The organism is Dyadobacter sp. HNCC25DJ186, assembly GCF_056895235.1.
Genome location: NZ_JBXHAS010000006.1, coordinates 34,169 through 59,903, shown reverse-complemented (window position 1 = coordinate 59,903; position 25,735 = coordinate 34,169). Strand labels below are relative to the sequence as shown.

At 41.0% G+C, this 25,735-nt stretch carries 24 protein-coding genes; 14 read left to right on the top strand and 10 right to left on the bottom strand.

All coding sequences use genetic code 11. The features are described from left to right. Window positions 1-32 precede the first annotated feature (32 nt). Both AC1XUO_RS18305 and AC1XUO_RS18300 read left to right on the top strand, forming a co-directional pair. Entirely contained in the window at window positions 33-542 is a 510-nt protein-coding gene (locus AC1XUO_RS18305) for a hypothetical protein (RefSeq protein ID WP_483331222.1), read from the top strand. 440 nt (window positions 543-982) lie between these two features. Continuing rightward, window positions 983-2,167: a tyrosine-type recombinase/integrase gene (locus AC1XUO_RS18300; RefSeq protein ID WP_483331221.1), complete on the top strand. Its 1,185-nt coding sequence runs from the start codon at window positions 983-985 to the stop codon at window positions 2,165-2,167. A gap of 148 nt (window positions 2,168-2,315) precedes the next feature. Here the strand turns inward: AC1XUO_RS18300 and AC1XUO_RS18295 are convergent, their stop codons facing one another. Continuing rightward, window positions 2,316-3,920 (bottom strand): hypothetical protein, encoded by a 1,605-nt coding sequence (locus AC1XUO_RS18295; RefSeq protein WP_483331219.1) that lies wholly within the window; start codon window positions 3,918-3,920, stop codon window positions 2,316-2,318. A 475-nt stretch (window positions 3,921-4,395) separates the two neighbouring features. Between AC1XUO_RS18295 and AC1XUO_RS18290 the strand changes: the two genes are divergently transcribed. The 4 genes from AC1XUO_RS18290 (at window position 4,396) to AC1XUO_RS18275 (ending at window position 10,304) form a co-directional block, all read left to right on the top strand. Continuing rightward, window positions 4,396-5,136 carry a hypothetical protein gene (locus AC1XUO_RS18290; protein ID WP_483331218.1) on the top strand — a complete coding sequence of 247 codons (741 nt, stop codon included), beginning with the start codon at window positions 4,396-4,398 and terminating at the stop codon, window positions 5,134-5,136. A 243-nt stretch (window positions 5,137-5,379) separates the two neighbouring features. Then, complete coding sequence (locus tag AC1XUO_RS18285) at window positions 5,380-6,162, top strand: type IV toxin-antitoxin system AbiEi family antitoxin domain-containing protein (protein WP_483331217.1); 783 nt, start codon at window positions 5,380-5,382, stop codon at window positions 6,160-6,162. Then, entirely contained in the window at window positions 6,143-7,042 is a 900-nt protein-coding gene (locus AC1XUO_RS18280) for a nucleotidyl transferase AbiEii/AbiGii toxin family protein (RefSeq protein ID WP_483331216.1), read from the top strand. Before AC1XUO_RS18285 ends, AC1XUO_RS18280 begins: the two co-directional genes overlap by 20 nt. Window positions 7,043-7,112: 70 nt before the next feature. Further along, window positions 7,113-10,304: a hypothetical protein gene (locus AC1XUO_RS18275; protein WP_483331215.1), complete on the top strand. Its 3,192-nt coding sequence runs from the start codon at window positions 7,113-7,115 to the stop codon at window positions 10,302-10,304. 29 nt (window positions 10,305-10,333) lie between these two features. Here the strand turns inward: AC1XUO_RS18275 and AC1XUO_RS18270 are convergent, their stop codons facing one another. Further along, window positions 10,334-10,573 (bottom strand): hypothetical protein, encoded by a 240-nt coding sequence (locus AC1XUO_RS18270; protein ID WP_483331214.1) that lies wholly within the window; start codon window positions 10,571-10,573, stop codon window positions 10,334-10,336. 328 nt (window positions 10,574-10,901) lie between these two features. Here AC1XUO_RS18270 and AC1XUO_RS18265 point away from each other — a divergent pair, with 328 nt between their 5' ends. The 4 genes from AC1XUO_RS18265 to AC1XUO_RS18250 all read left to right on the top strand — a co-directional run bounded on the left by AC1XUO_RS18265 (window position 10,902) and on the right by AC1XUO_RS18250 (window position 13,517). Further along, on the top strand, window positions 10,902-11,096 hold the full coding sequence (locus AC1XUO_RS18265; protein WP_483331213.1) for a helix-turn-helix domain-containing protein: 195 nt from the start codon (window positions 10,902-10,904) through the stop codon (window positions 11,094-11,096). A 78-nt stretch (window positions 11,097-11,174) separates the two neighbouring features. Then, window positions 11,175-12,089, top strand: coding sequence for a toprim domain-containing protein (locus tag AC1XUO_RS18260; RefSeq protein ID WP_483331212.1), 915 nt, complete (start codon window positions 11,175-11,177; stop codon window positions 12,087-12,089). A 228-nt stretch (window positions 12,090-12,317) separates the two neighbouring features. Beyond that, complete coding sequence (locus tag AC1XUO_RS18255; RefSeq protein ID WP_483331211.1) at window positions 12,318-13,277, top strand: ArdC family protein; 960 nt, start codon at window positions 12,318-12,320, stop codon at window positions 13,275-13,277. 3 nt (window positions 13,278-13,280) lie between these two features. Continuing rightward, window positions 13,281-13,517 carry a hypothetical protein gene (locus tag AC1XUO_RS18250; protein ID WP_483331210.1) on the top strand — a complete coding sequence of 79 codons (237 nt, stop codon included), beginning with the start codon at window positions 13,281-13,283 and terminating at the stop codon, window positions 13,515-13,517. Between the two features lie 98 nt (window positions 13,518-13,615). Here the strand turns inward: AC1XUO_RS18250 and AC1XUO_RS18245 are convergent, their stop codons facing one another. Continuing rightward, window positions 13,616-13,957, bottom strand: coding sequence for a hypothetical protein (locus AC1XUO_RS18245; protein ID WP_483331209.1), 342 nt, complete (start codon window positions 13,955-13,957; stop codon window positions 13,616-13,618). 361 nt (window positions 13,958-14,318) lie between these two features. Here AC1XUO_RS18245 and AC1XUO_RS18240 point away from each other — a divergent pair, with 361 nt between their 5' ends. From AC1XUO_RS18240 to AC1XUO_RS18230, 3 genes are all read left to right on the top strand, one after another. Next, complete coding sequence (locus AC1XUO_RS18240) at window positions 14,319-14,741, top strand: hypothetical protein (RefSeq protein WP_483331208.1); 423 nt, start codon at window positions 14,319-14,321, stop codon at window positions 14,739-14,741. Window positions 14,742-14,814: 73 nt separating this feature from the next. After that, entirely contained in the window at window positions 14,815-15,069 is a 255-nt protein-coding gene (locus AC1XUO_RS18235) for a hypothetical protein (RefSeq protein WP_483331207.1), read from the top strand. Between the two features lie 423 nt (window positions 15,070-15,492). Continuing rightward, complete coding sequence (locus tag AC1XUO_RS18230) at window positions 15,493-15,783, top strand: hypothetical protein (protein ID WP_483331206.1); 291 nt, start codon at window positions 15,493-15,495, stop codon at window positions 15,781-15,783. 39 nt (window positions 15,784-15,822) lie between these two features. Here AC1XUO_RS18230 and AC1XUO_RS18225 read toward each other — a convergent pair whose 3' ends face one another. From AC1XUO_RS18225 to AC1XUO_RS18195, 7 genes are all read right to left on the bottom strand, one after another. Beyond that, window positions 15,823-16,218 carry a hypothetical protein gene (locus tag AC1XUO_RS18225; RefSeq protein ID WP_483331205.1) on the bottom strand — a complete coding sequence of 132 codons (396 nt, stop codon included), beginning with the start codon at window positions 16,216-16,218 and terminating at the stop codon, window positions 15,823-15,825. Continuing rightward, window positions 16,202-18,949 (bottom strand): MobF family relaxase, encoded by a 2,748-nt coding sequence (mobF, locus tag AC1XUO_RS18220; protein WP_483331204.1) that lies wholly within the window; start codon window positions 18,947-18,949, stop codon window positions 16,202-16,204. The genes AC1XUO_RS18225 and mobF overlap by 17 nt, the downstream gene beginning before the upstream one ends. A 130-nt stretch (window positions 18,950-19,079) precedes the next feature. After that, complete coding sequence (locus AC1XUO_RS18215) at window positions 19,080-19,337, bottom strand: hypothetical protein (protein ID WP_483331203.1); 258 nt, start codon at window positions 19,335-19,337, stop codon at window positions 19,080-19,082. A 229-nt stretch (window positions 19,338-19,566) separates the two neighbouring features. Next, window positions 19,567-20,334, bottom strand: a complete 768-nt coding sequence (locus AC1XUO_RS18210; RefSeq protein WP_483331202.1) for a hypothetical protein — start codon at window positions 20,332-20,334, stop codon at window positions 19,567-19,569. A 30-nt stretch (window positions 20,335-20,364) separates the two neighbouring features. Continuing rightward, window positions 20,365-21,873 (bottom strand): TraM recognition domain-containing protein, encoded by a 1,509-nt coding sequence (locus tag AC1XUO_RS18205; protein WP_483331201.1) that lies wholly within the window; start codon window positions 21,871-21,873, stop codon window positions 20,365-20,367. Window positions 21,874-22,039: 166 nt separating this feature from the next. After that, a complete protein-coding gene (locus AC1XUO_RS18200; protein ID WP_483331200.1) occupies window positions 22,040-22,180 on the bottom strand; it encodes a hypothetical protein in 141 nt (46 codons plus the stop codon). Between the two features lie 133 nt (window positions 22,181-22,313). After that, entirely contained in the window at window positions 22,314-22,586 is a 273-nt protein-coding gene (locus tag AC1XUO_RS18195; protein ID WP_483331199.1) for a helix-turn-helix domain-containing protein, read from the bottom strand. A 341-nt stretch (window positions 22,587-22,927) separates the two neighbouring features. On the opposite strand from AC1XUO_RS18195, the gene AC1XUO_RS18190 reads away from it, so the two are divergent. Then, window positions 22,928-25,729 carry a hypothetical protein gene (locus AC1XUO_RS18190; protein ID WP_483331197.1) on the top strand — a complete coding sequence of 934 codons (2,802 nt, stop codon included), beginning with the start codon at window positions 22,928-22,930 and terminating at the stop codon, window positions 25,727-25,729. Window positions 25,730-25,735 lie beyond the last annotated feature (6 nt).

The window sequence follows — 25,735 nt, the reverse complement described above, 5'->3', positions numbered from 1 at the left end:
TTCTATTACCACTCAAATGAAAAGGATGGTGGGTGTTGGCTACTGCAATTTCTTTGTTGGCCTTGTTGGCGACATTTTACCAACTGTATCTTCAACGCGTACATAACGAAAAGTCATTAAAACCTCTGCCTCAGATTGACTTCTTTGATCGTAAAAATCAGATTTTCATTCATATCCAAAATAATGGCGTTGGTCCGTATGTGATTGATCGGCTGATCTTCATCAAGGATACCAAGAGTTATGATCATATTGCACAATGCCTTGATCTAGACCCCAAGACATTTATGCATATGCGGGTCACTAGATTGGACAAAAAGACTGTACTGCCGGAAAATCATCTGGAAGTGTTTTCCATTATTTTCGACGAAGACGAGCTCGATAGTCAAATGGAACAGGTGAGGGAACAGTTGGCGGGTATCCGCTTAAAGGTAAAAGGTCATGATATCTATGACAACAGAATGGATGTTGAACGGAACTTTGAATGGTTTATGAGACACAAGTCTCATGTTAAAACTTCTACGAAATTGGATCTCAGCCAATAATGTTTTGGAATAAATTTTAATGCCGAGAATCACCCATATATGAGCTTTTTTTTATTCGAGCCTCAATCTTTTTTGTTGAATTATTTTATTAACATTTCTATGATTAATCAGGGTTTGCAGTGATTAAAAACTGTCAAAATAGGGCATCTATTGGGGCACCAAAAGTCAAGTTAACCATTTTAATTTATAAAAATCAACCACTTGCCGGGTTTAAAACGAAATGTGCTCGAGGAGCCAACTTCCCTTTATCATAGATATCCCAGCTTTATCAAAACTGAAAAAATACCCTTTTTTCAGCCGTTTGGCGTATTTGTATCTTCCTCACATTTTTCGGTTCTACACCCGCATTAATCAAAAATGGGGCACAATCTGGGGCACGATTTATGATTTTCATATTATCGTGCCCCTGTTGCTCGATTTGCAACTGAAAGGAAAGAACAATGTCGCTAACTGATTCTCTATGCCAAGCCTCCATACCAAAAGAAAAACCGTACAAAATCTTTGATAGAGAAGGGCTGTATCTGGAAATTAAATCGTCCGGAAAGAAGTACTGGCGACTCCGATATAGATTTGCTGGAAAGGAAACCAGAATTTCACTTGGCGGTTACCCCGATGTCAGTCTTTCTACTGCTCGGATAGATCGTGACACGGTTTTACGACAGGTGTGCGATGGTCTTAATCCAGTGCTGTTAAGAACAGAACAACGACTTACTCAATCTTTTGAGCAATCAACGACCTTTGAAGCCATTGCGAAGGAGTGGCACACAAAATGTGTCAATGCTTGGGACCCGCGATATGCCCAAACAATCTTACACCGATTAGAAAAATATGTTTTTCCGTTTATTGGTAAGTTCCCTATTACCCAGCTGAAACCACAGATAATTCTTGGGTGCCTCCAAAAGACAGATCGTACAGCACCTGAGATGGCAAGACGAATTAAGAATCTAATTAGTCAAGTTTTTAAATTTTCTATTGCCACTGGCCGTGCGGAAACGGATTATACTTACGGGTTGGAGTTTGCACTCACAAAATATAAGAAGGGTCATTTTGCTGCAATCGACATTGACGAGCTACCAGAGCTGCTAGAAGCCCTCGATAAGCATAAGGCCAGGTTGTTCAGGCAAACCTTTATTGCGATCTGGCTGATGCTTCTGACCGCATTACGCACAAGCGAATTGATCGAAGCGAAATGGGCTGAAATCGATTTTGAAAACGCAATATGGATCGTCCCTAGTGAACGCATGAAGATGAAAAAACCTCATCTTGTTCCCTTGGCGACCCAAACCATCGAATTGCTGCGAGAATTGCATCACATGACAGGTCATCGTGAATTTCTGTTTCCAAGTATTCCTCGCCCGAGAAAGCCTATGAGTAAAGGGGCTGTTCTAGTCGCCTTAAAACGAATGGGCTATCGGAATAAGATGACTGGACACGGGTTCAGAGCTTTATTTCTTGGGATAGCCAAAGAAAAACTAAATTTCTCTCATGAGGTTGCTGATAGACAGCTCGCCCATGCTCCTAAAAGCAGTGTTGACAGAGCTTATGACCGGGCGAAATTCCTGCCTCAAAGGATCATATTGATGCAACAATATGCCGACTACATCGGTACAGTGCGAAAATCTTGAAATAGTTATTTGGTAATGAAAATACAGTGGCAAATTCTTGCTGCTGTATTTTCAATTGTTAGGAATACCTGGTTTTACAAAGCATTATATAACGTATTTGACAATTTCCTCTCGTGAATTCGGACTGTGCCGTATTAGCTCCTTCATTTTATTTGCCAATATTGATCGGGATACCTATCTGGATACCAATCGTAAACAGTTCATGTAATGGTTTCCTGTTTAACTCAGCCTCTTCACGATATTCTGGGAGAATGTTTGACCATTTAGCGTAAGGGACTATCGTCAGCAAATTTGGTTTGTCTTTATCCTTGTTAGAAACACTCCAGATAAGGCCAACTGAGAACGCCGCCTTTTGCCTATTCATCCATTGTCTGCCATTTTGATACTGAACCTTAGAATAGAGACCAGGTATTGATGAAATCTTCCAAGGGTGGGCATAAAGCTCTCCGAATAATTCAAAGCCCCATTCCTGTCTATATTTTCCCTCATATCCGGTCGATGGTTCTTCTTTGGTGATTGTTTCAACTTGGTTAGGTGTTTCTGGATTTTGAACCTTTATACTCGTTGTCTTCTTATAGTTATATTCAGTCAGTTCATCAACGTTTGCCATTTGCTTGATATTTGTTCCAGCATTGATATATAGAAATCTGTACGGCTCTTTATACTTATAATACCAATTGAAGGCCAACTTAAATCCGACGAGAAATTTATTGTTTGCCGTGAAACTGCTATCTAGCGGATTATAGAGTACGAAGTTGTTGGCGCCCGGACTGAACCCAATAGTGACCCATCTGACATATCGCCTAGTCCAAACATGATTTATGGATTTGATTTGTGTGGCAAATAATGTGTCTTCCGAACTTTCGGACTTTTTTATCGCCTCTCGATATGCTTTGGCGATCTTGATTTTTACATCCTCGTATTTTACATCAGTGGTGGTCCAAATAGAAATGAATGATTGGATGGATGAATCTGTTGGCGTTCTGATAGTGTCGGAGCCGTTGATGGTTTCGTCCAACCCACTTGCTCCTATGTCGACTAGTATTTTTGTAAGAATTCGCTCGTAACGCTTTTCTTCTTCTGCAGTCCCTGTGCAAATTATTGTTGCTGCATCCGTGGATACTTTCTTTTTGCTAGGTTTTGCCTTTGGAAATACGTAATGGTTATACGAAGCTTTTGGGGCAATTTCCTCGAAGATGTAGTTTTTCAGTGCGTCGACTGTTGCTTTTGGCTGGAAATCAGGATCAATCAGTTTTTCAATGATCTTCGATTTGTATTCTTCGTCCAATAATTCACTGTATTTCTTCTTACCCATATCATGGTAGACCCCGATAATGCCACTCCCAGGACTCACATAATTCGAAGGATTATTATGCCATAGCCAGTGTAATTCCAGGTTCGCCTTGAAGTATGTGCTCTTCTTTTCGCCGGAGAAAATTTTTCCAAGGTTGTCATTTGTTCCGGCGGTCAGGTCGAAGGTTGAAATCCGTAATTTGCTTTTTGCAACGATACTCCCTCGTAATGTTATGCTCGGTTTCTCGGTCTCAACCTTCACGCCAGTTGTTGGAGATGATGCTCCTAAAATCGTAAAACCGAAATTGTCTGTTACAAATCTTTTATAGGCAGACTTTGGCAGTGGGTTTTCTTTTTCAGTATTTCCGTAATATTCGTAATAATATTTACCTAAGTTTTGGGAATACGATGTTTTTGAGAATGCGATAAGGATAATGAGGAGGCGGATACCAAATTTCATAGAGAGAGGTTGAGTAACGTTAGATGCTTAAATATAACAGCTTTTATTATCGCCTCTTAATATGATTTCCGTAACTTATTATTCGGTTCAAGACTGCCTAATCTTGGCCGTTTTTGGCCCTTATGCACGCCTCAACCTTGATCCAGTTAGGGCTGCGATTGAAAAGGCCAGCAACGCAATGTTCAATCCTATTTCGATATAGAAGTGTTAGAAAAGTGGAGAGGGTAACTCTATTTTTTCTTTTTGCTCTTGCAACAGCTTCTGCAAATAGCATTTGAGGAAGAAGGTAATTCTTGACCTCAAAACTATTTTGACCTATTTATTAATAGTGCCTGTCGGTAGGCCTGCTCATCCGTGTAAAGATTTCATCAACCGATAGATAGATCATACAACCTTATCCAAGTTTGTTATCTGATCACAGCTTACGGATGCAAAATATCCAGATGACGGCCTTGGTAACATAAGGATTGTATCCATGACACAAGTAGATTATTTCAAACTACAAGCCAAAAACCTGTTTAAAGATTTCAAGGAAAAAGCACAAAAGCGTTTTCCTGACGACGCTGAATACATTGTGACCCATGAATTTGGTTATGATGAAGAAGGCTTCAGCCTGATGAAAGCCCAGCACATCATTGCCCTCATGTCCGGCTTTGAAAAATGGGCAGATTTGGCAAAAGCTCCTGACTCTCAGTTAAAAGTAGCCAAATTACTGTTTGATTATCGCGACAGCGTCAACGTGGAAGAATGGCAAGATTACGTTTTCGGCATTGAGACTGACAATGACGTTAAACTTGATTCCGAAGTACAATTTCAAATTCTAAGTCAGGTATGGTTAGGTCTACCCCCTGAAGAAGGGCATCCCGATATCCGCGAGCCACAAGCTGAAGATCAACACCCTGCCAAAACCAAAACGCCGCAACGAAAACAAGCTCCAAATGGACAAATCACCGCACTTCCATTGAATCCAATGGATCGTGCTGATTTTATTGAAACTGCAAATGAGGCTTTCGAAGATGTCATGGAACGGATAGAGCCCGATAATCCAGACCTAACGCGCGAGCTTTGGGATGTTGAGGATTATGTGGACACCATGCTGACACCAGATATGTTGCCGATAAACAAGGGTTATGCCCTGTCACTGGTTGAAGATTTCCTTGTTCATCATGTGATCGACTTAGCGACGCAGGCGGACAGGACGGCAGCGAAAGCTTAGTCGGGCGGCAAAGAAACAATAAACTTTGGGGCTGATCTAGGCTAATCTATATCAGCCCCAAGAAGAATAAACATTCTAGCGCTGGAATATATTCAAAACGTCTCTATTTTCCGGCTCAGGAAACAAAGCGACACATACAAAAAGGTTTACCAAATATGGTATTTATAAACTATCGGTTTATAAATTGCGATAATTATGAACTTTATGCTTTACACAGTTTGTTTTATCCTGTATAGATAAACTATGAGTATATCAAATGAGACAAAAATAAACCTTTTGTTGCAAGACTGGCCCTTAGGGACGGTCTCTGCCACATCATGGCTTAATCAAAAGGGATATTCTAATCAGTTGCTCAACCGGTACAAAAAGAGCAGGTGGCTAGAATCCTTTGAGACTGGCGCAGTGAGGCGTGTCGGCGATTCAGTAAGTTATGAGGGAGCTATCTATACCTTACAACACCAACTCGCTCTCTCCATCCATCCAGGGGGCAGAGCTGCTTTATCCTTGCTGGGCAAAGCCCATTATTTGGAATTGTCTCAGTCCAAAGTCGATTTATTCGGCACAGCGAAAGAAGTATTGCCAGCCTGGTTCAAAAACACAGATTGGGGAATAAAACTGGTCTATCATCAATCCGCTTTTTTGCCTGCCGGAATAGGCATGACGGAAGTGACCGTTAAATCATTTTCCATCAAAGTGTCATCGGCGGTCAGGGCTATGATGGAATGCCTGTATCTGGCCACTTCCCCCCAGGATTTAGTAGAATGCTATCAGTTGATGGAAGGGATGAATAACCTGCGCCCTAATTCAGTTCAGCAGCTTTTAATGCAATGCAAATCTATAAAGGTAAAACGCCTGTTTCTTTACATGGCAGAAAAGGTAGATCACCAATGGGTTCAGTATCTGGCCATCGAAGAAATCGATCTGGGCAATGGCAAACGCAGTTTCGTTAAGAATGGAAGCTATGTTCCAAAATACCAGATAACAGTACCCAAAGAAATGGAAGAGAATGGAAAACAGACTTTATAAACGACAGGTCGGCTTACTTTTGGATGTATTACCAGAAGTTGCAAAGGAAAATTGTTTTGCACTCCATGGCGGCACTGCTATCAATTTATTTGTCCGCAATATGCCTCGGCTATCAGTTGATATCGATTTAACCTATCTGCCGATTGAAGACAGGGAAACATCTTTACGCAATATCGGGGAAGCTTTGGACAGAATACAGGGACGGATTGAGAAGACGATTACGCCTGTTCGTGTGCAGCATAAAAAGGAGATTGCAAAGCTTCTGATTTCTTCCCAAGGGGCGGAAATAAAACTGGAAGTCAATTTGGTAGGGCGAGGCTCTTTCAAAGAACCGGTAAAAATGCGCCTTTGTGAAAGAGCTCAGGAAGAATTTGATGTATTTGCTGCTATCCCGGTTGTTCCATTCGGGCAACTTTTTGGCGGAAAAATATGTGCCGCCCTTGACCGCCAGCACCCACGGGATTTATTTGATGTCAAATATCTTTTGAGCAATGAGGGATTTTCTGATGAAGTCAGACAGGGTTTTCTCTTCTGTGTACTGGGTAGTGACAGACCGATAAATGAAGTGATCATGCCGAATTTTCAGGATCAGCGTTTGGCCATGGTCAACCAATTTTCGGGAATGAGCGCTGAGGAGTTCAGCTACGAGGAATATGAAGCCATAAGAGAAAAACTTGTAACGACGGTCAACGAGAACCTAACCAAATCAGATAAAGCTTTTCTTCTGAGTTTTAAAAATGCAGAGCCCGATTGGTCCATTTATGATTTTGAGAGATTTCCCTCGATTCAATGGAAGCTTCGTAATTTGAATATTCTAAAACAACGTAACCCTGAAAAGCATCGAGAACAGTATGAGTTGTTACAAGAAAAGCTCGGCTAGACTGCAATTTTCAGGGTATGCAGGTGAGACATTCAAGTTTTATTAATAATTAGGAGGTTAGAGTAGGCTTATGATTAAAAGCTTACCCGCCTTGTGCAACCAATCGGTTTCAGCGATTGTAATTACGCTTTGTCTGGCAAGTCCTGTATGGGCGGCAGATAAGCTCTCCCCTCGTGCTGAGGTGAATATACGGGCTGGCACAGAACGATCAATTTTGATGACCGAATTTTGGGTTCCGCTGGTGCAGCAAAGCGACCGGGTTCTTTATGGTGATCTGCGTCTAATGGGTGATGATGGGGATAACCGCGAAGGCAATCTCGGCTTTGGTTACAGACAGATTTCCAAGAAGACCAATTCCGTTCTTGGTGCCAATGCTTGGATTGACCGCAGAAGAACAGAGAATGGCAATAACTTCCACCAGATCACTTTGGGCGTTGAATCCTTAGGCGAAACAATTGATATCCGCGCGAACGGATACATCCAGCTCAATAGCAGTAAAACAAAAATCACTCCGAATATTGGCAGTGCGACGCCCTATCTGGCAGGCTCCGGGATATTCTTTGATACAAACGGTTCTATCGTTGAAGAACCTCAGCATGGCTTTGACGCTGAAGTCGGTTACAGACTTCCAGTTCTTCTAAAACATATTGATAGCACCCGTGTATATGCAGGGGCCTACCACTTCTTTGGTGACACCACAGAGAACACAACTGGTTTCCGTTTAAGAACAGAAGCACAGGTAAACTCAATCTTCTCTGTCGGTGCAAGATTTCAACATGACGGTCCGCGTGGATCACAAGGATTTTTAGAAGCGACACTTCGCTTCCCTTTCAAATCAAAGAAACTGTATCAAGAACATGGACTCAGATCACGTCTGGATGAATCTCCAGAGCGTGACATTGATATCGTCACTGGCGCGAAAGTAGACACTGGTTTGATGAAACAAGCTTTGAATACCAATGGTACAGCACAGCGTATTCTTTATGTTGACAATACTAATTTAAATACAGGTGATGGCTCTAAAGAAAATCCATTCAATACGCTTGCCTCCGCACAAGCCGCATTACAAGCAAATGATATTCTATACGTCAATCGCGGAGATGGCACGACTGCCGGGATGGATCAGGGCATTACTATTGATAAGCCTAATGTTCAACTGATAGGTTCGGGAAGTGATTTTAATTATAACGGCTTCACTTTAATTGATTCCTCTCAAGCGCCTCTTATTACCAATATCGGGGTAAGATCTGGCGACTATATTGGTAATGGGATCACTGTAATAGGTGGTGGAAACCTAGGCATATCAGGACTGTCTGTAACCAACACTTCTGGGTACGGTATATATGTAGATGCCGCTAATGGTACAAACTACAACACCATTAATATTAATAATAACACTGTGTACAATACCAGCCTATTGGATAGTGGAGGATCGGGAATATTCGTAAACTTTAAAGCGGGTAGCTCCATTCAGGATATAAATATCAGTAATAATACTGTCAATAAAAGTGGAGGAGTGCAAAGCCGAGGCATACAGGTTTTAGGCAGTGGCAATGTAAACACTGTTAATATTCTTAACAACTCAAGCACAGATAGTTATTACGGAATTCTAATACAAACAGCTGTAAGCGGCACAATTAATTCAGTCAATCTTCTTAATAACTTCACTACACAGAACGCAACTAATATACTTGTAGGCGCAGTTCAATACGGGAAAATAATGAATGCATCTATTGTAAATAACACAGCCGTACAAAGTTCACTTTTCGATGGAATTGTTGTTAACTTAGCTGATCAGGGGGTTATCCAATCTACAGTTATAAAAGACAATCTAACCAATAATAATGTTAGAAACGGCATTTTTGTTAATGTCTTTTCGGGTGGACAAATGGGTACACTTGATATTGAAGATAATACCACAAACGGCAATAACGGTTCAATTGGAAGAGGCGTTGCTTTGGTCACTAATGGTACAGGAAGTGTTATTCGCTCAGCAAATATTTTAGATAACAATATAAATAATAATAATTATAACGGAATTTTTGCTCAAATTCAAACTGGAGCAATCATTGAAGAGTTAAATATTAAAGGAAATGAAATCAACAACACAAGAGGCACAGGCAATGGTGGACGTGGTATTTACTTGGATGTCCTGGGAACAGGGTCTTTATTATCCAATACTGTAATTTCGAATAACATCATAACAAATAGCAACACACAAGGAATTTTTGCTATTGCAACCACAGTTGGTGCCCAACTTAATAATCTGTCTATTTCTAACAATAATGTCAGCAGCAATTTGAGCCGTGGAATTCATGTTCAGGCAGCAAATGGCGGAGAAGTTATTAATACTTTAGTATCAGATAACACTACTAACCAAAATCTATTTAATGGCATTATTTTACAGAGCAGTGGTACAGGCTCAAAAATTGAAAATGCATTGTTATCTGGAAACACTTCAAACGAAAACATAAATGGTAATGGAATTGCATTAGTTGCCCTGAACACAAGCGCGATAACAAATGTTACACTTACAAACAACACAGCAAATAACAATACAAGTACAAACGGAATGGGGATTCGACTGGAATCCAACGGGGCCGGAGCTTCAATCAATACAACTGTAATGAATGGAAATATAACTAACGGTAACGCACAATACGGTATCTACTTAAATGCCATATCCTCAGGGATTATTGATAATTCAATTATTACTGATAGCACTGCTAATACAAACTCTCAGTCAGGCGCTTATCTTTTTGCTAACGGTGGTACAATAAGCAATACGAGCATTACAAATACATCAACGCAGATGAATTCTCAGCAAGGTATTTATCTTAATGCAGCAGCAACAAGTACTATTGATGGAGTCACAATTTCTAATGTTGCCGCTAATACCAATTCTCAAAATGGTATCTATATCACAAATTTTAATAATGCTAATGCAATAATTGATAATGTTTCTATCTCTGAAACTGATACATTGAATAACGGTGTAAACGGTATTTTCTTACAGAAAGTAAATGCAGCTTCTGTGTTTAATGTTGACCTTGGTGGCGGCGCATTAGCCAGTACTGGACAGAATCGCTCTTATGGCAACACCGGACGTGACCTGCGTTTGAATTATACGGGTGGTGGCAACGTATTCGCCCTAAACAACTGGTGGGGAGTGAATACAGGTTTGGATGCTGGTCGTGTTACATTAAGTGCCAGCACAACCGTTGATACCACAGCATTTCTCACAACTGATCCACGTCCTTGATACTGGTTTGTTTTGTGTCTAAACCAAGTTCAGACATAAGGTAAGAAATCCACATATGCCCAATATGTGACTTCAAAATTAATTGGGACTTCATTATCTTGCTTATCTATTTCCCAATAAAACTGTGGTTTGCTATTGCCATCATAATTCTCCCAATAGATAGCAAATTGATGGTGTTGCTTCTCAATGTCGGAAGCAACTAATGTATATGCTCCGTCAGATGGCTTAGCCTCTGAGAATAGGTGCCATGTGATTGTTTTAGCTTCCATGTGTTGGGTTTAGCGTTTAAAAAATTACGGCAAGATAGCGCATCAAAGATTTAGTTGCATGTTACCATCAGAAAATTCTGAACTTAATCTATCGAAATTTGCTGTCGGGATTATTTTCAGATATCGACCAGTGATGTACTCGCTGAGACATTTCTTGAGAAGTCGATATCTGGATGGAAAAATAAAAAAACATTTCTGTACATACCTGTTGTTTATCACTCATTAATAAAACTCTGGTTGTATTGATTTCGCCCACATAAAACTGTTATTACAATCGGGTGCCGGGAATTGCTCCCGGTGATTCATCATTTGTGAAAGGAATTTTGCTATGCCAAACATCCAACCAGCAGATCAATTACTCGACCGAAAAGCCGCAGCTAAATATTTGAAAGTGACACCAGGCACACTTGCCGTCTGGGATTGTACAAAACGCTATGATTTACAGCCTCTGAAAGCGGGACGTTCTGTCAGGTATCGACGATCCAGCCTGGATAAATTTATCGAGAGAAAACTGATTCGATAAAATTCGGGAAAGAAAAGTTTTCGACGAACTTTTTCCTTCCCTGGGTCCGATAACCACTACATCCTGTGAGAGAGCATAATGAATATAGAACTTGCTAAATCTATAGCTATATCCGAAATTCTGGGCAAGCTAAATCTTTTACCTAAGTCGACTTCCGGCAAAGAACTCCGCTATTTATCCCCGTTTCGGAATGAAAGAACCCCCAGTTTTTTTGTAAATATTAACGAAAATCTCTGGTTTGATCATGGGGAGGGAATAGGCGGCGATCTGGTCAGATTTGCCTGTATCTATCTGGAGCGCCAGAATGAAGCCCATACAGTTTCTGACGCGCTGCGATGGATATCGAATTTGTCCAACGATTTTCCGGTCGCCGCTTTCTTGCCAGCCCGGAAAGAACGTAGCTTTGAAACAGAAGATAGTCCGCTTTCCTTAAAGTCTAATCGACCACTCACTAACATTGCACTGATCCGTTATTTAGAGAAGCGCGGTATTCCGCAGAATTTAGCCAAACAATATTTGCGGGAACTTCAAATATTCAACAGTAATTCCGGCAAACGGATTACCTGTCTAGGATTCCCGAATGAAGATGGTGGGTTTGAGCTGCGTAATCCGTTTTTCAAGGCTTGTCTTAGACCAAAATCCATCAGCTTTATCAGGGGCAGGGTGCCAAAACCGGAAGGTATCCATTTGTTTGAAGGCTTCATGGATTATCTATCTGCAATTACCCAGCTGAATGGACGGCCATTAAAAGCAGACTCCATTGTCCTGAATTCTCTTTCCTGTGCAAAAGAGGCAATGGCCTACATCCACAAATACGGCTACCGCATCGCCTATACCTGGATGGATAATGATCCGGCAGGCCAGAAAGCCACCGAAGCCTTTGCCGAATTTTTTAAATCCGAAGATGGTCTGTCCCACGCACCAATGAATAGCCTTTATGCAGACCATAAAGATGTCAATGCATGGCATATGCACCATCTCAGGCTCACATAATCACATCCCTTAATTGAATAGCTATCCCTCAAAATAAGGGGATTGGCCGAGGATCAAACTCCGTCGGTCGGTTTTGAGCTGTCGTTGTACACGGGGGCGCTCATTCCACCAACAACAATTTTCCCCTGGCTCCGCCATTCCTCGCGCAAACAAAATTGTTGCCGGTTCATTCCCTTATACCCCCGTGTCATCCAACGCCCGTCAAACCAACACGAACGGAGAACAGACATGCCATCAACCAAAATCCAAAAATCGTTTAAATCTGCAAAATCAACTCAAACTGGACAGAATGATAACTCTGATCCATCATTGAAAGATGTCTATTCACGCGTCACTGCCAAAATTATTGCTGATCTTGAAAAAGGCGAATTGACATGGCGCAAGCCTTGGAATTCCGCCCATATGGAAGGCAATATTATGCGACCGCTCCGGTGGAATGGTATATCCTACACAGGGATCAATACTATTTTGCTTTGGGCAACGGCAGCTGAAAAAGACTATGCACACCCGCACTGGATGACCTTTAATCAGGCTATTGAGCTCAAAGGCTCCGTCCGTAAAGGAGAGAAGGGCGCTCAAATTGTCTATGCCGACAGCATTACCAGGCAGGAAGAAGACAAAAATGGTGAAACCGTCACCAGTAAAATTCCTTTTCTAAAAACCTATACGGTTTTTAATGCTTCGCAAATTGATGGATTACCGGAACACTTTTATCAGTTGCCGGAAAAGCAGATTGAACCTGCTAACCTTCGAAATGAGACATTAGATAAATTCTTTGCTGAAACAAAAGCTGATATTCGGAACGGAACAAATGCCTTTTACGCACAGCACGTAGACTATATTTCTATGCCGCCAATTGAGAGCTTTGAAGATCCAACACTCTATTATACTACCCTTGCCCATGAACTGACCCACTGGAGTAAACATCCTAAACGCCTTAACCGTGATTTCGGTAGAAAGGCGTATGGGGATCAAATGTATGCAAAGGAAGAACTTGTTGCTGAACTGGGTTCCTGTTTCTTAGGTGCCGATCTTGGACTGGAACCACTGCCACAAGAACACCATGCAGCTTATATTCAGTCATGGTTGAAAGTGCTCAATGACGATAAGCGTTTTATATTCTCAGCTGCATCCCATGCCCAGAAAGCAGTTGACTACCTGCATTCTCTACAACCCCAAAATAATTAAGATGTGAAAAATGTCGATGTACCAGATCCGGGCTCCGCCATTCGTAATATTGTTTATGAATTAAAATGTGTCCACATGGAGCCAAGAGCTCATGCAAACCAACAGGGCAGTGTTAAGGCTGCAGATCCATTTTCAATTCGGCCGAAACCAGTTTTATTCTTCCAAAGCAATGGTTGTGGAAAATTCAGTTTTGAAATGTTCAGCCGGGAAAATCTCTGTTGTTGGTTGTTTTTTAAATGATGACAGCATAACCCGTTATCTTGTAATTGTGCTTACTTGTTCCACTTTAGGTTAACAAATTAATCCAAATTAGACTTGTCCAGTTTGGAGATAAATGATTATCCAAAGATGAGAGTATCGATTTTTTTCTCCAAAAACACTTCTAGAATAAAACAACACAAAGCTCCTAAACCATAACCAGAATTGCCATTTTTTCTCTGTTTCAGCCAAGCCTCAAGCTCTGACTTGGTATTATCTGTAACAAAAAATGTAATTGGCAAGCCACTTCTTTGGCCTGGCGTCTCGAGAGTTATGTTGAAAACGTCTTTGTGTTGCACAGCGTAATCCAGAATTGCCGCAATAAATTCGCCAGTCCGCATTCCTCTACTTGCTGCCTTCGTGTTTAGTGCCTCAATCAGGCTCTTTTTTGAAGAGCCGGAGGTAATGGTAATCTTCTTCATCAGTTGGTCGGGCTTGTGTAATAAGTCGTTGATCGCTAAAATATTAAATTTTTTGAACCATTCCGAAAATTCCCTAATAATTCGGAATTTTCCTGAAAACTACTAAAATATTCTCAATTAGAATTGTGCCCATTTCTGCACAGCGCAAACGGTTGCGCCGCTCAGAAAATTTGTCACTTTTATGTAACATTCTGAATAATTGAATACAATCTTGTTTAATTAAATACGGAAGTAAATGCTGAAAAAATATCAAATACATATCTAATATTTTGAGTTTGGTGTTATATTTAAAATTTCATCCAACTTTTATTTGGTTTTTCCTTGCATTTTGTTTTACTTTAATCAGGTAAATGGCAAAGCGATGAGAAACTGGGTCGGATTTGTAATTTTTGCGGCGGGAACGCTGCTGGTCTCCTACATAAAAGGTAAGTCTTCTGATAATGAAACAGGAAAGCAGTTGCTTAATCCTAGTGGAAACACGCCTGCAACTGGGTCTCGTATACCGAAGATGTTAAAAGAAGAAACACCGAAGATTTTAACCGAAAAATCCATTGGCGAATTGTGGGATCGTTATAAGGCCAGAGTTGGAACAATTATCGAAGAAAAATGGATACACTTGCTTGAAATCCTCAAGAGGCTATGGAAAGAAATCTACCTTTTCGTAAGTATTGGTGTGCCAGTATGGGCGGTAGATATATTAAAAAAATTCACCGTGGTTGAGGCGCTCATTGTAGTAGTCATTCTTTTGCAGATATACATAATCATTTCTAAAAAAGGGAGGTAAAATCAAGTTATCGCTTGCTTTGGATTTTTTTTCTATTTATTTTAGATGAACCGATCACATCCAAAGGAGCGTTATGATGCACAGTCAAACCAAATTGGAAGAATTCAAATCACACGCAACTGCATTTCTGAAGCCCATTCTTTTTTCAACGGCTGCAATTTTATTCAGTATGCAAGTGAACAAGTTGGTGACAGGCAAACAAATTGAAGCAGTCAAGCATATAAATTTGGGTGGAACCAAGGGTGTTGTGATTGACGGCGATACGCTTTGGGCATCTCATGCAGGGATCACGCCTAGGCTCATGGAAATTAAAGTGTCACACCCATAATAGCACTGCGGGCAATGTGATTATAAATAACTAACATGTTTTGCCAATTCTTCACTGACTGATAGTACAGTCTTTGTATCGTTCAATGATCAGATAATCGGTTGTTCCTCCGGTTTGACTACTGGTTGAACATCGCAATCTTGTCTTGAAGTTGCCTGTTGGTAAAAGAATTCGTCAGGTTTAGCGACGATGAAAGACAGCTGCAACTCAGCTCTTGTTGCGAATAGTTCTCGGCTTAAGCTGAATACGGAAAATTAGTTCATATATAATTTATTTCGATAGTCAGCCTTGAAAATCAAATCTCCTTTGTTCGTTTGTTTTTAGATGATGTCAGCATGACCCATCAGGCCGTGATATGCTTATCCCTCATTTTCTTTTGAAGAAAGAAAATGCTCTGACGACTCCGTAAAAAAAATAGACGCTGTGCATCGATTTTTTTACTTCGGGGAGCTATCACGTCCTGACGGGTCCTCAGAGCTTCCATCATCAACAACAAACAAAGGAGATTTGATGATGACTGACCAAAACGAAACAACCAAGAAATACCCGACACATACTGTCCATTTTGTCAAACTGAACCCGGAGACAGGTAAATCCGAATGGATCAAGGCAGGCGTCGCCTGGGAACACACAGATGGTGAAGGGTTAAACCTTTCGCTGGACTCTCTAGGACAAAAAGTAGCCTTGACCGTCCGCAAAAATAAACAACGCTAAAAACAGAACCGGGCAGCGATTAGCTGCCCGGTTCTAAAACTAATCCTTCTCTTTACTTTGAACCACGATGCCTGTCACAAGGCTTCCTTTGGGGTCTTCGATGACCAGATAACGTTCTTCGATAATTTTGATAATTCTCGGAACATGCTCCATCATGGACATATACAGATCTTCCAGCCTGAATCCGGTCAGGAGAACCGTATGCGTGGAAAAGTTGAGTTTTATCAAATTTCTTTCAAGGCTCACATCCAGTTCAGCAGTTATAAAATAGGCATAGTTTAAAAACATCCTTTTCCCATCAGGCCAGACCAGGCATAAACTTCTCACATGGCTGGCACCGAAATATCTGGAATCGTCTTTTGGCGTCTCGTCTTGTTCAGTCTTGGGAGGCGCATCCCTCATTTCATCGTATCGTGATTTAAAGCCCTGGCTCATAGTGACGATTCCTTTTCTGTGGAGGTTGTATAATTGGTTCAGGGGCAGGAATTACAGCTTCTCGTGAAATTCTTGCCATTTCGTTTCGAATATTCTGTTCAACTTTCTCAATGCCATCTCGCTTTTTCACGAGCTCAATCGCTGATTCACGGTTGCCATCTTTTGCGGCCCGTTTCATCAGCTCTTCTTTGTCTTCTGTATAAATGCGGGCCGTGTGACGCCCCCTTGATACAGAGACATACATTTGTTTGGCATTGGTCGCGCCAAAAGTTGAAGCAGGCTGTGAGATGAACACATCATCAACCGTTTTCCCCTGGGACGCATGGGAGGTGATACAATGCGCATGCGATAGATGCCCAAATTCTCGCGGAATAAGATATTGGTTTCCGGTTGTGGGATGCTTTAGCTCAATATCTCCGTGCTCATGAACTGCGGCAATTTCGAAAAGCTGGCCATTGTTTAACCTGTTCTTGGACTGGTCGATCCCATTGCGCGTAATACGGACAGTGTCACCTTTGGCAATATGGATTTCCGTGTCATGAAACACGTCATAATCTTTACTTCGCGACAGGGGCAACCCAACTTTCATTTCGGTGCCATTTTCTAAAATCACATATTTTTCATTGCTCTCAGACACATTCCACACACTGCCTCTTCTTATGCCAATAGTGTGCTGATTGAACTGGATCACGTTACCTTTCTCAATATTGCGCCAATCCGCTTTCTGGGCTTCTGTCAGGTTCAAATTTTGCAATCTTCTTACCTTGTGTTCCTCACTGCCAATCAAACCCGCTTCTTTGAGCTTTATGCGGATTTCTTCGGTAACACGATCACCTTGCTCATGCGTTGGGGATATGATCAAGGCAGTCCTACCTTGCTTTTTTGATTCCAAATAATCTGTTACGAGTTGCTCATTGGGTTTTAACGGATCGATGGATGTGATGGCGCCCATTTCGTCCAATTTATCAAAGGCCTCCTTAACTCTGCCTTTTGAAAGGTGTTCCACTGTTTGTTTATAAACAGGCTCCTGTTGGCGATATATTTTACTGACTTCGGCGGATTTTATACCTGCAACAGTGTTTATAATACGAAGAGCATCGTTTCTTAGGACGCTGGAATGCTGACGTGTATCGCCCCCAAGGATAAGTCTGGCGTTTTTCTGCGATACTAATTCCAGAAGTGCGACCATATCTTTGGTTCCTACCAGCCCTGCTTCATCGACCCATAGAACCTGATCTTTCAACTCATCCTGCATCTTCTTATCTTCAAAAAGCTTACTTACCGTCTGCGCTTTTTTAAAACCTTCGTCTCGAAGCACGCCTCTGGATGCCTGCGCCGTCGGCGCAACAACAGTGACAGTTTTCCCGGCCTTCTCCATTAAATCAATCGCTTCCTTCATCAAAGTGGTCTTCCCGGTTCCGGCAGCTCCTCTAATAATGGAAACACGGTGGGTAGATGTCAGTACATGCTTGATCGCATCGGCCTGTTGACCATCCAGATTGATAGCAGGGGCTTCATTATACAAAGGTAAATGCTTGCCGCGTCCTTCCTGTGCAAGCCTGACCATATAGCGCTCCTCAGCAAGAATATCATGCGTTGTGCATAATTTTTCATCCTGGGTGTCCACCTGTATAATGCGAAGATCATCTCGGAATGTATCGTCAATGTTGCTAATAGTGGTCGAGACATCGCCTATTGCATGGCGATACGCTTCTGCAAGCAGACGACGATCTTTGACAACAGAGGCGCGTTCAAAGCCATTTTGAATGGCATGATCAACGCATTTCTCGGCAGGAATAGGTACTTTTTCAACTGCCGGGGCAAATCTGACAGGCTTGTTATGTTCCCCATGCTGTTCTGCTTCCAGACTGCGAATTTGGTTTCGCCACTCTGATTTCAGCTCGGTCATGGTCAGGCCTTTTTGTTTTTTTCCACGTGTCCGGGCTCCAAGCCCATCCAGCTCTTTTGGATCAGTTATCCCATTAATTTTTGCTATGTGCCCAATTTCGTTTGTCCTTTTCGAAAAATGGTCAATTGCGTGTTTGGGGACACCCTCGATTTCAAAAGACTTTCTGGTTCGTCTGACCTCATATCCAAGTTGAGTCATTTTATCGGCCAGCCTTTTGTGAAATCGGGACTGGTAGTAAGGCATGTCACTTTTGATATTCCGGAAACGGGCTGCTTTTATCCGTTCTTCTGTATCGTCCCATGTGGCGTTAAATACAAAATTATGACTGTGCAGATGCGGATCTGGCGGCCTGCCTTCAACAGGCCTGGCTGTTTGGTGGGTGAAGCTTGCCCATATTAATTCCTCCGTACTACGATCTTCGTTTTGATTATTGACACGAACGCGGGTTTGGGCATCTTTTTCTATTTCCTGCATCGTCTCAGAAACCGCATCTTCGAATGCTTCTAAAATATGATCATTTTTAGAAAACGCGTGAACGATTGATACGCTTTTCGGGCAATGAAAATTGATATCATAGCCCACGATACGATCATCGCGAAACCGGGGCGTCAGGGAATCTCCGGTCGTCGGATCAATATTATCACATAATTTTTCAAAGACCGTCTTGTCGGCAGTTCCAGTAATGCCAAGGCGTCCCGCCAGTTTGCCCATGAAGATTCCCGGCCTTTCCTGGTCGTTCAGGTAATAGTCCGACCGAGATAAGGCATCTTGGAAATATTTTTTGGCGTTGTCCGAAGAGGACACAACTATCATCCTGATCATGTCGTGAAGTTTTAAATGGTTTCTCCTCGCTTTCGGGAAATTTCACGTTTTTGTAACCGTCATCTATTCTGAATAATGGTCAGCAAATTTGAACGCGCTGTGTGGTGCTGATGATAAAGCGCCTGCTTGGCTACGTATTGGTATGGATACCGGTACTGCTGGCGGAGTAGATTTTTTTTGATATCAATTGTTCGATCATTGCTTCTCCGAGCAGCGTCGGGACAATGTGGTAGTCATTCACAGCGCATGTGCAAATGAGCCTTTCGTGCTGTAAAAATTCCAATTCGCGCAGCACTATAAATCGCCACTTTTTAGGAAATGCATTAACTGAAAAGAAGCCGTTCCGAAATCCGGTGATTAAGATATATTCATGAAAAGTAACGGTCATATAGGAAGTGGTTAAATGCTTGCATGGAAATCCGGGATTGCAAATCAATGAGTGGGCAGTGTATTAATGATCAGTAATATCCGATCTCAAATGCCGCACTTGGTGATTGGATTTGTAAAGCTCCCTGCCGTAATTCTTGGTTTGAACTGCGACAGGGAGCTTGCCCTAACAGTGCCCTATTTTTTCAATTTTTTTCATCAGACATCTGCCCTAACAGTGTTAGGGTGCACTACATTGCCTCAAATGGCTCGTCTTCACCTACACTCATATTGGTTGCCACTTGTGCCCTGAGTTTTGGATCCACAGGGCGATCACCCACTATTCGGAATCCATCCTTTGATGCATACTCATCTCCCTCAACGAACAAGTCGAACATTGACTCGTTGACAATTATTTCATCAATCATGTCAAGGATTATGGTATCACCACGCCAGTAAGCAATGAAGTAACTGAGCGAATAAAAGACACTGGAAAGCATGATGACGATGCCAATCTTCTGTGCAAATAAGAGAAGGGTGATGCCAATCACAAAGAAGAAAAGGGGCTCAACAATGGTCTCCACCTTCCGAAACGACAACGACTTTCCTTTGAATTTGGCATTGAGGAATTCAGGCATAATATCACCGGAATACCGCGTGAATTTCTTGAAATCAAAATCAGATGCGACGCGCTTGATTTCATTCTTTCTATGAATGGAAAAAGCCAGAAATACGCCTAAGAAGATGTACCAAGTGATGTTGCCGAAAAAGACCTCGGTGAATGAGGGGTGCCGATAAGTCCAGGGAGCAAACATCGGTATCATCGGTAGGAAGAAAAGGCATGTGAACAGCGTTACACATATGTGAATAGAAAAGTAACGCTCCCCAAAATTCTTTCGAATGAAGACCTCCAAAAATGCTCGGGGGTAGCTACAGATTTTGTAAAAGACGTCACTTAAAAACTCCTTGATCGGATTCGGACGCAAATACATAGTCCGATAATAGATGTTCTTTTTCATTGGTTTGATGGTTAATTGTGAGACATTGATTTAAGGCCTGAAATTCTGATTGAATATGATTTTTTTGTGATTTTGTCCGTTGGCGAAGACTTGGCCTTGACGATGGAGATAAGCTTCGACGCGAAAATTATTTAGAGCTCCTCCAGTCTTCAATTTCGAAATGTGCTCTGGACGAACGATACGTTCCAGCTTCCGCCCGGTACTTCTTCCTTGTGAGAAATCCTTGCCTTTCGAAATGCTTTTGGAAACGTCTTCAAAATAGTCTTCTCCTATAAGCTCCGAGGCGAATTTGTTGCTTGCCACATCCGCATTACAATGGAATATTTTGGTGTTAAGTGACCCCAAATAGCTTGTTACGCGTTCTTCAGACTTGTTTCCACCCATATTGGCGTAGTAATTAGCGAGGTTTTGTGTCAAATAGACACATGCCACTCTGGAGCTTCGACAGGTGGTCTGAAAGTCCGTATCCTCCGGCATCAGGAAGAATTGATTTTCATCACTCCACAAAAAGACGGGTCGCGTGTAATCGTCTACATGTCGTTTCTCAACTGCTTTCTGAAAAGCGTATTTGAATATTACCTGACAGTCCCTTCCGACCTTTTGATATTCTTTAACAGGAATGTTAAGCACCACAATTTTACCAGCGAAAGTATATTCCGGGAGAACAGTGGAGGGATGCTTGGAAAACAAAGAATAGGCTGGTTCGCGTAATAACCGAAACAAAAATCCGGAAAAAGAGAAATCGATAATCGATCTGGTTTTGTCACTTAAGGTTACATAAGTTTCCATGAAGAACTGATCCACGAATTTAAGCATTCGGGCATGGGGTAACTTATCGATGATCGTCTCTTGCAAGGATCCATCTTTTTCCATTTTGTCTTTTTGGAACTGGGACAGGCTGTCATACCAGGCTTTCACCTGAGCATCGACATTCCGCTGTGCTTTCTCAAAAGCGATAAAAAATGGCTTCTGTCTACCTTCCTTTATCCCGGCTTCCAGGTCTTTTCTATCTTGCGGGATCGTCTGTACAATGTTGTACATGATTTCCACGGAGGTCTTTCCAAACGCTAAAAAACTTAGCTCAACGACATTTGCAATCAACTGATCGAGTGCGGATGACCAGAAAGCATCATTTTCCCGCCCGCTATCCTTCGACTCTCCCGATGCGATTACCGTTTTCAGAAGGGCCAGAATATTATCCGTCAGAAGCTTTCCATCAGAGGATTTAGTCGCATATTCCAGAAAGTTGAAGTAATGTTTTCCGCCTGGTTCCAGGATAATAAGATCTTCCTGTCTCCCGGTAAGCTCACAGTATTTTTTCCATTCTTTTACCTCGTCTTTTTTTACGCATAGAACAACACCGCCAAAATTTTTCTGTAACATCTTGATTGCCAGCATTTTTCCACTTCCAGAACTTTTCCCGGAACCAGTTGAGCCGAAAATTTGTGTCCCCTCGAGTGAATTGCGTACCGTCCAGAGACTCTTTTGGTTTCCGTTGACCAGCTCAATCAATGGCTGGTCGAGGTCGAATTTTTTCATTTTTAATAAAATTTAGACATGGTGATCCTGATCCGATTTTTTGTCGGTTACAGTTGTCTCCAAGAATTGGTTGATAAATGGAGCCGGTGACTAGCTGTCTATAAGTTAGTCGAGGCTAAATATTCAGAGAGGGATTTTCCCTCCCTGAAAAGTGGACACGAAACGGTTATCTCCGTTTCTTTTCGTCTCTCTGTGCCTGTTTAGCAAACCGCCGTGCTTCTTCGGCGGCTTTTTCAGCTTTACGGGCTTGTTCTCTTGCTTTTTCTGATGGGCTCATCATTTTCGCTGTTGAAGGTGAATGCGTCATTTCTAGGCCGTTCGCGTTGCCTTTTTAAGGTCGGTTTGATAAAAATTAAGCAATAAGACGTCACCGTCACAAAAGTGACGTTTCGGTTAAAAACTGGATTTGAAGTGTGTTGATAGCTAAAGGCGAGGCACTATTACCTGTATACGTCTACTACGTGGTCATCAAGGTATTTCAAAATTGATATCCTGTCGTAGAGAATAATTTTCTTTTGAGGCTGGGAAAATCTCACGAGGCCCCGGTCTCGTATTGATTGTAAACTTGTCTTTGAACGGATATTTAGAAGGCGCATGGCTTCCTTGTCAGTGATCCACCTTTCTTGTTCGGGACTAAAATTGTTTTTCATGTAGTCGCCGACTGTGTTCAAAAGCTCATAAAAAGCTTCTTCGTCAATTGAAATTATGTTCATAATTTTAAGAATATGTTATAAAATTTAGTGAGATTTAATTATTATTGGATTGGTCGTTCAATATTTAAAAAACTAATGAATGGGTTGGTCCGAGGACTGTATTTGGTAAATTTTTAAGTTTCTAGTCACGCTTACAGCGTTTTTCCAGCTCACATTGTATTTGTTGCGTGGTGAGTTTCATATAGCATTTGATGTCGTTAAATCTGGATTGTTAAAGTTGATAATGTTTGTCTTTGTGCTGCTCGACGTCTCTGAGACAAAGAAAATAGATGCAAGATTGCCTGACAGCGTATTTTTAGCGTATTTTCAACGTATTTTCGTTGTAACGGAATATTTAGTAGATGGAACAGCAAAATCTGACGATTCACAACCCGTATTGCATTGATCTACTCGTGTATAAGATCAAGCAGAAAATTGGAGTTACAGACTATAATTACCCATTGGGAGGTAGCCATTATGAGCAAATCTCTGAAGAGATGAAAAAAATTCCTGGATTGGAAAATATCTCTGACGAGGCAGTTGAGAATTTTTTTACTCGAAAATTTTATAAAAAAATACCAAGGCGGTATTTCGCAAATTATTCGCTTTTAGATAAGTACTGTCGGTATGTTGGAGTTGGCAAATGGTTGGAGTTTAGATTATCTCAAAAAAATACAGCAAATACTTTTGAGTACGTTCCTGGTAAAGATCTAGAAGATATAGAGGAAATTCGACTCGACTTTTTCAAAGAGTATCAAAATAAAAAGTATTTAATAGAGAAAAGTATCACGGGGCAAATAAAGTCGAAGTCCTCCATAACATTTGACTCTGCACCGTTTTTTCTTGGTAAAAAAAGAAGAGGAGAGCTTAGACAATTTGCTGAATATTTAACGGATAGCAAAAATACTCTTGCAATATTGGGAACAATTGGAATTGGAAAGACAAATTTTGCTCTTAATTTGATAAATGAAAGTAATGTTGTCGACACGTTTGCGGATAACCGATTTGTAGTATACTGCGAAAACTTGAATAATGTTGAATCATTCCTGAATGCAGTTGCTGAATGTATTCAACTTCCTAGCATTATCGAAAAGATGTCACTTGAAAATAGCATCTTATTTCATTTAGAAAGCCTTGCGGGGAAAAAAATATTGGTTCTGGATAATTTTGAGACGCCTTATGAATTTGATAAATACGGCATTACTTCATTTCTAAAAAGGCTTGAAAATATTACTTCTGTCGTAATTACGTTCCGTAGTGAGTATGTTCCACTTGATATGGAATGGAAAGGGCACGTAATAACTGCGCTTGATCCGAAAGAGATCCATCAACTTTTCAACTATCATAGCGATGACAAGTTTGTGCAAGACCCACTCATAAATTTTTTTATAAATGAGGTTGAAGGATTGCCTCTTGCAATAATGTTATTAGCAAAGCGATCGAGAAGTTTGGAAAAACTTTCAGATCTGATGAAAGCTTGGGAAAATCAAAAGATAAAAATGTTGACAATAAAGGATAGGGAAGTTGACAAAAACTTCAATTTGGAACTATCTATATCTTTATCATACTATAGTCCTAGGCTCAGTTCAACTGAGCGTCAATTTTTTAAAGCACTGTGCTCGCTGCCTAAACCAGCAAGTAGAATGCATATTACCTCAATTTTTCAAGAGGGATTTGACTTTATTGACAGTTTGAAGGGAGTTGGATTAGTGAGTGAGACCGGTACAGGAATGGTCCACATACTTCCCTCTATAAAACAATATGTTTTGAATGAGGCTATCGATGATGCTAGCTTTTTAAAAAAATTTCATAATCATTATCTAGAACTTGCGATGACAAATGCCCTTAAGGCACAGGAGTCTGAAGCATCGTTCCAAGAGCTAAATAGATCTTGGTCGAACATTTTGCACACATTCGATATGCTGATGACTGAGAATAACTCTTGTATTACTGCAATCTGTCGTTGTACAAAAATTGCAATAGGTATGGGATCTACCAAAAATTTACTTAGTTTAATGATAAAAGCAGGAAAATTAAGTGCTAAAAATGGGTGGAAAGAGCATCATGCGAATTGCGCATCGTCAATTGGTATCATACTTGAGACTCTAGGACGAATTAAGGAAGCGGAAAAGTTTTTTGATATAGCCTACAAAATATATTTAGATTTAGAAGATTATTTTAATCTAGCTGAGTGTGCAAAATTTCTTGGAAAAATTAAATTTCAGCAAGGTAAAAACCAATCTGCCGCTGATATTTTTTCTATTGCACAGGATTTGTATGAACATGAGCAGATGCAACTAGGGGTAGCAGAGTGTCTGACCTACTTTGGACAAATCAAAGCTGTGGAAGGGGCATTGATAGAAGCGAAAGAGTTTTTTTCAGACGCATATACCCTTTTTGAAAAGAGCGGATCTAATATTGGTATGGCGAATTGCCTGCTTGTGGAATCTGAGTTAGATATTTCTCAGGGTAATATTCAGAGGGCAGAACAATCAATTTTAAATGCTATTAAACATTATGGAATCTCTGAGGGAAATCTTTTGGGTAAAGGTAATTGCCGAATTGCATTAGCTAATTTAAAAATTAGACTAGGAGAGTACTCAGAAGCAGAGACGTTCATAACAAAAGCGAGTAATATTTTTGAGTTTCTTACATTTCCCCTTGGGATGGCAAATTGCTTTTTCAGTCTTGCTCAGATAGCTTTTCTAAAGGATATGGATCTAAGGGCGGAAGAGATGCTGGGAAAAGCGCTAGTTCTATTTCAACGAATTTCTGATCCACTTTCGGAGGCAAACTGCTTCCTAGAGCTAGGTAAGATTTCTCTTATTAGAAAATCACTAGAAAAGTCCGAAGAGTTATTTAAAACATCGTTATTGCTATATGAAGATTGTGACAGCTACTTAGGTAGTACTAATGCTTGGTTTTATCTTGGACAAGTAGCAGAAGCACATGGACGTAATTTAGAAGCTATGGAAATATATGCCCAAGCCTACGATGCTTATTTTGATCTTCAAGATATTCTATCACTGGGAAATGTTAATTCTCAATTGAGCACACTTTATAAGAATTTAGGTCTTGATGTTATTTCAACTTATCATGCCGAGAGAGCTGAGTTTTTATTTGAATCAATTGGGTCGGTGCATCTATTTGATAAAGATTCGTAGTGTTAT